We start from the raw sequence: 8832 nt of genomic DNA, 5'->3' as shown, positions 1-8832 counted from the left end.
CTCGTCCGGTTCGACTCGGCGTCGTAGCCGTACTGCCGGGTCGAACAGATCACCGGACCGCCATACGCCCGGGTATCAGCCACCTGCACCAGCCGGCCCGCCAGATCATAGGTAAGACCGGTACTGTTCGCCGGACCAGCGTCCGCCCGCACCTGATCAAACACCGACCGCTTCTGCGTGAACGCCAACCACGTCGTCCCCGACTTGGCGTAGGTCAACGCCGTCGGGTTGCCGTCGTTGTCATACCGGGTGCTGGCCACGACCCCGTTCGGATACGTCTGACTCGTCAACTTCCCATCCGCGTCATACGACCCGGTGAACGTCGACGGGGCACTACCCGCGCCGACGTTCAGCGCGGTCACCAGCCCGCGATGCTCGGACGCCGAGTCGTAGGTGTAGGTCGCTGTGCCTTTCCCGTCGGCGCGGGACGTGACCTGCCCGTCGATGTCGTAGCCGGTCGTCGCGGTATTACCATCCGCGTCGGTCTGCGAGGTGACCCGGCCCAGACTGTCATAGCCAATAGTCAGTGTCGTCGTACCGTCACCGGTACTGATCGGCAAGCCGGTGGTCGTGCTGTACGCGTAGGTGACCGTCGGTAGGGTGGCACCCCCGTCCGCCGCCGGAGACGCGGCGATCGCCGCGGACGTCTTCCGCCCCGCCGCGTCATAACCCGTCGTCGCCGTGCGGGTCGTGGTGTTGACCGTCTCAACCGCGGTCAACACCTGACCGAGATCGTTGTAGGTGTACTTCACCGTCGGCAACGGATTGCCTGACGACGGCTGCGCCGCCGGCCCACTGGTACACGCCAGCCCCGTCCACGCCGCGTTCACACAGCCACCGCTGCCAGTCGCCGTGTAATAGGCGATGACCGTGGTGAACGCATCCGTGCCTGTACTGTTCGCCTTCGGCATCCGGGACTCCACGACCTGCCCGGCCGTGTTGTAGTAACTCGTCCGCACGACCGTCGGGTTCCCCGACCCCATCTGCACTGTCACCGTCGTCGGCCTGCGCTGCACCCAGCCGGACGTGTTCGGATCCGCGCCGGCCTTGGCCTCATAGCCGTTCACCGTCACCCGGCTGTCCCGATCCGTCCCCGTGCTGATGCCCCCGACCCGGGCGCTGGCCGTCACCGTCGTCGCCAACCGAAACGGCGTCGGCGCCGCCGGGGCGCCCTGGTCATAGTCGGTGTGCACATGGGCGCGCGCCGAGACGGTGGACCCGTCGTCGAGCAGCACCTGATGCGTCGGCCCGTAACTGTCGACCACTTCGACACCGTCGGCGGCGTACACGCTCTGGTCGTCGAGCTGCTGGGCACGTGCCGCCGACGCGGTCAACGCCGCCACCGTCGGATCGGTATCCGCGGTCGGCGCCAGCGCCTGCGCCCGGTTCCCCGCACTCAATGTGCGGATCACATTGCCCCGGGCGTCATGCTCGGTCGTGGAAACCTGCCAGGCCCCCGCCCCATAGCTCGCACTGTTGACCGCCCGGCCGTCACTGTTCACATAGGTCAGGTCCGCGTACGGCCAGTCCGCGGAGGTGGGCGGGCTCGCCGGGACGTGACTGGCGGGGAACACCCCGGCCCCATACAGCGGCAGATCGGTCTGCGCCCAGCCGGCCACCGCGGCCGGGGACAGGTCGACCGGCGCCCCCGACCCGCTCACCGGCACGTCGTAGACCACCGTCTGCGTGGCCGTCGGCCCGGACGGATCCGGCCGGGACACCGCCGCCAGCCGGCCCGTGCCGTCATAGGCCAACGTCCAGGCGGTCTGCCCCGGCGGGGTGATCGTCGCCAGCCGGCCGGCAGCGGTGTAGGAGTAGACGGTCTGCAGATGCGAACCGTCGGTGTTGTCCAGCCGCGGATCCCACTCGGCGCGCAGATGCCCGGTCGAGTCATACAGGTACCGGGCCACCGTCACCGGCGTGGCACCGTTGAGGTTCATCGCCAGCGCCGACACCCGGCCCGTGTAATCCCCCCAGGTTCCCGGGTCGGTCCCGGTCGCCGTGGTCGACGCGGCGTAGGTGACATCCAACGCCCGGCAGCCCGCCACCAGCGTCGTACAGCTGACCCCGGCCGGCACCGGGGCCAGGATCCGGGTTACCCGACCAGCACTGTCCGTGGTGAACGTCGAGGTGGTGCTCGACCCGGGCTCGACAACCTGGCTGACCACCCACACCGTGCCCGCGCCCACCGTCTTCGCCGTGTACACCGTCTTCGAACCGTCGTCGTCGGTGAAGGTGAACTGGGTCGCCGAATCCTTGACCAGCACCGACCCGTCGGTCCCCGCGTCCCCGACCCCGGTGTAGCTGTACGGATAGCCGCCGGACCCCGACCGGGTATACAGCGACTGGACCCCGTCGGCGCCGGTCAACGTCGCATACCCACCGCTGTCAGTGGCGTCGGTGAGCGTCTCGGCCGCCGAACCCGCGGCTGGGCCGGGCAGGCTCGCCGTCCACCCCGGCCCAAACACCCCCGCCGGCAACGACGACGATGCCGCCGGTGCCAGGGACGTCGCGGTCCGCCCCGCGCTCAGGCTCCCGGTGTAGCTCGGCATCGCCGCGTCCGTCGCCGACACCGCGAAATCCCCGGTCAACGGCGCCCATGTACCCGGCCCCACCGGCTGGGTCGCCGCCGCGTCCGCGAACGCGCTCCGCAGGAACTGCACCGTGTGCAACGGCGCGCACAACGTCACCTGAGATGCGTCGAGGAAGCAGGGCTGGATCTGCACCGGACCGTCCGCTCCGCCCGCGCCGGTCACCGTAGACGTGACATCCCAGGTCAACTTGTCGAACAGGTTCGACCCGTTACGGTTCATCGGCCAAGCCGGATGCGTCGAGGTGCCCGCCACCGTCACATCGGCGGTGGGGATGTTCGTCCACGCCGCACCTGCGTTCGTACCCAGCCGGTACTGGAAGGTGACCTTCACCTGCGCGGTGGGCGCCTGGCCCTCCAGGGTGGTGAACCGCTGGGTCCGCGCCCCGCCGGACCCGGCGCACCCCGGAGAAACTCTCCAGACTCAACGTCCCATCCGGATTCACGAACGTCGACGTCGACTCCGTCCGCTCCGACGTGATCTCGATCCGGCGTTTCTCCGCCCGCGCCGTCAACTGCGCCGAAACCAGATCCGGCCGCTCCGCCGGACCCGCCGCAGACGGAGACGCATTCGCGGCCGGCGCCGCCACCGCACGGGACCCGACCGGTACGAAATCCGCCACCGTCACGGCCAACGCCGTGACCAGTAAAACAACCAGCAGCCGGGCATGGAAAAAACGCCACCGGACAGCAGGCACCAGCCGGCACGCCCCCGCGGTGGGCACATCACCCACCCGACCCGCCCGTTGCTATGTGCAAAACCACAACCACCACACAGCAACAATCGATCATCGTCGAGATGTCACCCAACATTCACCCGGACAACACCCACAACCGGATGATCGAAAAGTAGGGGACGAGACACCTCACCCGGTGATCCGCGATCCCCCGGCAGGCTCGGGATCGTCTGACAGCGGTCCCGGGCCGCCCGCCATGTGCACGCCCGCCGTGTGCACATGGGCTCCGCATCTGGTCTGCTGAATGCCGCACGGAGACAGGTGTGATCCGGTCAAATCCCCAAGGAGCCCGGTATGACCGATCTGCTCGGAGACAACCGAGTCGACGCGGTGCGGTACGAGGTGGCCGAAAGCGTCGCCACCATCACGCTGAACCGGCCGGAAAAACGCAACGCGCTCACGCCGGCGATGGTGGACCGCTACGTCGAGCTGATGCGCGAGGCGGACGACGACCCGGCAGTCCGCGCCATCGTGCTGACCGGCGCGGGCAAGGGCTTCTGCGCGGGCGCCGACCTCGCGCTGCTCGCGGAGGGTGAACAGACCCTGCGCACGTTCATACCGGGCACGGCCGCCATCGCGGACGCCGCCGTCCGCACGCGCGTCCCAGTGATCGCCGCGGTCAACGGCGCGGTCGCGGGCATCGGGTTCGGTCTGCTCGTCGGCGCGGATGTTCGCATCGCCAGCCAGGAGTCAATCTTCACTACGGCGTTCGCCCGACTCGGCCTGGTCGCCGAGTACAACACCTCCTGGCTGCTGCAACGACTGCTGGGCCTGCCGAACGCGATGGATCTGTTGCTGTCGGGGCGGACCATCGACGCCGACGAGGCGTATCGCCTTGGCCTGGTACAGCGGGTGGTGCCTGCGGGTACAGCTCTCACCGCAGCCCTCGACTATGCCCGTGACCTGGCACACAACTGTTCACCCAGATCACTCTCCACGATCAAGAGCCAGGTGTACGCCGATGCCGAGCGTTCCCGCGGCGAGGCGCTCGAGGCCAGCGTCCAGCTGATGGGTGAGTCCTTCAGCTGGCCGGACCTCGGCGAGGCCATCCTCGCGCGGCAGGAGAAGCGTCCCCCGAACTTTTCCGCCCCGCCCGCCTCCTGATCTTCAGGCGGGGCAGGGATCTCACGTTTTCCGGCCCGCAGGCCGGGACGTCCTCGCTGAGAGCCGCGGCCGGTGGCACCGCCCATCACCCATCACCCATCGCTCATTGCTCGTCATCCATCACCCACAAAGAGTCATAGAATTGATATGAATACAATTACGAACTAGCCGATGTATGAGGACACGGCAGGCCGAACGGTTCCACCGATGGCGGGGTCGACAATGCTGCTCACAGATCCGCTCACCCTGGGCGGTCGGAACGCGCCGAGCCGGGTGCTGTTCGGTCCGCATGAGACCAATCTGTGCCACGGCCGGGCGTTCTCCCCGCGCTCGGTGGCGTACTACGCCCGGCGGGCGGCCGGTGGCACAGGTGTGATCGTGACGGAGGAGGCCTCCGTCCACCCATCAGACTGGCCGTACGAACGGGCCCCCCTCGCCGCCGACTGCGGCCAGGGCTGGCGGGCGATCGCGGACGCGGTGCACCCGTACGGCACCCTGCTCATCGCCGCGCTGGGGCACTCCGGCGGTCAGGGCAGTTCGGCGTACTCCCAGCGGGAGCTGTGGGCACCGTCGCGAGTACCGGAAGTAAACACCCGCGAAGTGCCGAAGTCGATGGAGCCCGCTGACATCGACGCGGTGGTACGAGGCTTCGCTGGAGCGACCCGCACGGCGCTCGCCGCCGGCTGCGACGGCGTGGAGGTGAACGCCGGTCAGTACAGCCTGGTACGGCAGTTCCTGTCGGGTCTGACGAACACCCGGGAGGACGAGTACGGCGCGGACCGCCTGCGCTTCGCGCGAGAGGTGCTGACCGCCACGCGGGAGGCGGCCGGGGACGCGGTCGTCGGGCTGCGGCTGTCCTGTGACGAGCTGGCGCCGTGGGCGGGAGTGACCCCCGAGGCAGCCGTTGAGATCGTCCGTGCGCTCGCCGGAACCTACGACTACCTGGTGGTGGTCCGTGGGTCGATCTTCACGGTATCGGCGACCCGGCCGGACATGCATGTCGAACCCGGCTTCAACCGCGAGCTCACCGGCTCGATCCGAGCGGCGCTGACCGACGCCGGCCGCACGGACGGCAGCAACGGCTCGGCGGATACGGGCGGCCGCGCCGCCGTCCCGGTCATCCTGCAGGGCAGCGTGGTGGACGTCGACATGGCCGAGGCGGCATTGACCGCCGGTGTGGCCGACGCGGTGGAGATGACCCGGGCGCAGATCGCCGACCCGGACCTGGTGGCAACCACACGGGCCGGCCGGCCCCCGCGTCCATGCATTCTGTGCAACCAGGTCTGCCAGGTACGGGACAACCGCAACCCGCTGGTGTCCTGCGTGGGTGAACCGTCGTCCGGCCATGAGACGACCGACCCCCCGGTGGCCGGTCGGGCACGGGAACCCGTTGCGGTGACGGTGATCGGCGGCGGGCCGGCCGGCCTGGAGGCCGCGCGGGTCGCAGCCCTGCGCGGGCATCCGGTGACACTCCTGGAACGTGCCCCCCACCTGGGCGGAGCGGTCGTGGCCGCGGCGGCGGGCGCGGGGCGGTCACGGCTGACCCGTCTCACCGACTGGTTGGCGGCGGAGTGCCACCGGCTCGGTGTGGAGATCCGCACTGGGGTGGACGCGGGCCTCACCGCGGCGGGCCTCACCGCGGCGCCCCCGGCGAGCATCAGCTCTGCCGGCAGAGCGGTCGCGGTCATCGTCGCGGTCGGCGGCCAGGACGGTGACCAGCCCATCCCCGTCAGCGTGCCGCCGACGGAACCCGCGCCCGAGGTGTCACTGGCCGAGGACGGCCCGGCCACGCCGGTTGTGCGCAGTGCGCGGGCGCTGTTGACGGCGGCGGCGGCCGGGGCCGATCCGCTGCCGGTGTCCGGTCCAGTGGTGGTGTGGGATCCGCTCGGCAACGCGACGGGGATCGCGGTCGCCGAGCGGCTCGCCACGGCCGGCCGGGACGTCACCCTGGTCTCGCCGGATCTGGTGGTGGGTACCCAGCTGTCCCGCAGCGGCGATCTCGCCCCGGCGAACGTCCGGTTGCACCAGGCCGGGGTGAAACTGGTGAAACAGACCATATTGACCCAGCTCGAAGGCACCATCCTCTACGGGGACGACGTGTTCTCCGACGCCACAGTGGAGATCGCCTGCGCGGCGCTGGTGACCAACACGGCCGAGCTGCCGCTGCTCGGGCCCGACGAGATAGACGAGCTGGCGGCGGCGTCCGGGACGGTGGTCGGGGACGCGGTCGCTCCCCGGAGCATCTACGAGGCCGTGCTGGAGGGACGCCGGGCCGCGCTCGCCGTCGGCGACGGGGTACCCCGGCCAGCGCCGGCGGGCCAGGCGGATCCGGCCCGGGGAAGCAGGAGTGCCGGTCGATGAGTCGATATCGCCATCTGTTCAGCCCGCTGCGGCTCGGACCGGTCACCGTCGCGAACCGGATCGTGTTCTCGGCGCACCTGACCAACTACGCCGAAGACGGGCTCCCTACCGAGCAGCATGCCGCCTACTACGCGACCCGGGCGGCCGGCGGCACCGGATTGATCATCACCGAGGAACACTCGGTACACCCGACGGACTGGCCGTACGAGAAGCTGATCCACGGCTTCTCCCGCAACGCGATACCCGGTTACCTGCGCATCACCGAGGCGGTCCACCGGCACGGCGTCCCGATCTTCGCGCAGATCAACCACAACGGCGGGCAGGCATCCGGGATGTTCTCCCGGCTGCCGGTGTGGGCACCGTCGGCCGTGGCGGACCCGCTGTTCCGCGAGGTTCCCAAGGCGGTCAGCCACGCGGAGATCAACGAGATCGTCGCCGGCTACGCGAAGACCGCCGGGCACTGCGCCGAAGGCGGCTTCGACGGGATCGAGCTGCAGTGCTCGCACTCGTCGATCGTGCGGGGCTTCCTGTCACCGGCGACGAACCGGCGCACCGACGACTACGGCGGCCCGCTCGCCAACCGGGCCCGGCTGCTGGGCGAGATCGTGCGGGCGGTGCGGGCCGCGATCGGCCCTGGGCTCGCTCTCGGGGTGCGGTTGTGCGGCGACGAACTGATCGAGGGCGGCATCACCCTCGACGAGTGCGTCGCGGTGGCGCGGCTGGTCGAGGCGACCGGTGCCGTCGACTACATCAACACCTCGATCGGGACGGCCACCTCGACGCTCTACATGATCGAAGCTTCGATGGCTGTCCCGCCCGGGTACGCGCTGTTCATCCCGTCGGCGATCCGGGGCGCCGTGGACCTTCCGGTGGTCGGTGTCGGCCGGTTCAAAGACCCGCTGCAGGCTGACCGGGCACTGGCCGACGGGCACTGTGACCTGATCGGGATCGTGCGTGGGCAGATCGCGGACGCGAACTTCGCCCGCCTGGCCCGCGCCGGGGCGACCGACAGCATCCGGCTGTGCCTGTCGTGCAACCAGGAATGCGTCGGACGGATGGGGCTGAACCGCTGGCTCGGCTGTATCGAGAACCCGCTGACCGGCCGGGAGGCGTCGCGGGCCGCCGAGGGCACCGTCGAGCCCGGCCCGGACGGCCGTGACCCGGCCGGCACCCTGATCCTCAGGGCACCGGTGAAGCCGAGGGACGTGCTGGTGGTCGGCGCCGGGCCGGCCGGCATGCAGGCGGCGATCAGCGCCCACCGCGCCGGTCACCGCGTCACCGTGGTGGAGGCGGCCGACGAACCGGGCGGGCAGGTGCGCCTGGCCGCGGTCGTCCCGGGCCGGGCCGAGTTCGCCGACCTCGTCCGCAACCAGCTGGCCGAGCTGCGGGCACTCGGCGTGGCGGTGAAGACCGGCGTCCGGGTGGGCGTCGGCTACGTCCGCGACCACCGCCCCGACGTGGTCGTCGTGGCCACCGGGAGCCGCCCGGCCCGGCCGTGGTGGGCGAACCCCGACGATCTCCGGGTCGCCACTCTGCGGGCCGTCCTCGACGGTTCGGTGTCCCCGACCGGCCGGGTCGTGATCGTGGACGAGATCGGCTTCCACCATGCGCCATCAGTCGCGGAGCTGCTCGCCGACCGTGGCTGCCAGGTCGAGGTCCTCTCCCCGGACATGCAGGTCGGCCAGGGCCTCGGAGTGACGTTGGACAGCGAGGGCTGGAACATCCGGGCGGCGCGCAAAGGCATCACCCAGACCACGGACAGCGTGGTGCTGGGCCTGGACGACACCGGTCTGCAGGTGCTGTTCCACCCGACCGGCATGACCACGGCCCGCCCCTTCGACCATGTCGTGCTGGCCGTGCCCGAGGAACCCGACGACGATCTCTACCGTGCCCTGCGCGACGCCGGTGAGGTCACCGTCCACCGGGTCGGGGACTGTGTGGCACCGCGCCGGGCGCACGCCGCCGTGATCGACGGCGACCGGATCGGGAGGAACCTGTAGATGCCCGCCGTCTCAGCCATTTCGGCCGGTTCGCGCTCAG

At 70.3% G+C, this 8832-nt stretch carries 4 protein-coding genes; 3 read left to right on the top strand and 1 reads right to left on the bottom strand.

Annotated elements, in window-relative coordinates; all coding sequences use genetic code 11:
* A partial coding sequence (locus MJ785_RS17735) for an RHS repeat domain-containing protein (RefSeq protein WP_370652979.1) occupies nucleotides 1–2924 on the bottom strand: 2924 nt, incomplete at its 3' end.
* 697 nt (nucleotides 2925–3621) lie between these two features.
* Between MJ785_RS17735 and MJ785_RS17730 the strand changes: the two genes are divergently transcribed.
* From MJ785_RS17730 to MJ785_RS17720, 3 genes are all read left to right on the top strand, one after another.
* Nucleotides 3622–4431: an enoyl-CoA hydratase-related protein gene (locus MJ785_RS17730; protein ID WP_239312476.1), complete on the top strand. Its 810-nt coding sequence runs from the start codon at nucleotides 3622–3624 to the stop codon at nucleotides 4429–4431.
* A gap of 207 nt (nucleotides 4432–4638) precedes the next feature.
* On the top strand, nucleotides 4639–6792 hold the full coding sequence (locus tag MJ785_RS17725; protein ID WP_239381851.1) for a mycofactocin system FadH/OYE family oxidoreductase 1: 2154 nt from the start codon (nucleotides 4639–4641) through the stop codon (nucleotides 6790–6792).
* Entirely contained in the window at nucleotides 6789–8792 is a 2004-nt protein-coding gene (locus MJ785_RS17720) for a mycofactocin system FadH/OYE family oxidoreductase 2 (protein ID WP_239381849.1), read from the top strand. The genes MJ785_RS17725 and MJ785_RS17720 overlap by 4 nt, the downstream gene beginning before the upstream one ends.
* Nucleotides 8793–8832 lie beyond the last annotated feature (40 nt).

The sequence above is a fragment of the Protofrankia sp. CiT1 genome (assembly GCF_917627335.1).
Classification (GTDB): domain Bacteria; phylum Actinomycetota; class Actinomycetes; order Frankiales; family Frankiaceae; genus Protofrankia.
Note: the sequence above shows the minus strand (reverse complement) of the source record. Positions and strands in the feature narration are given on the sequence as shown.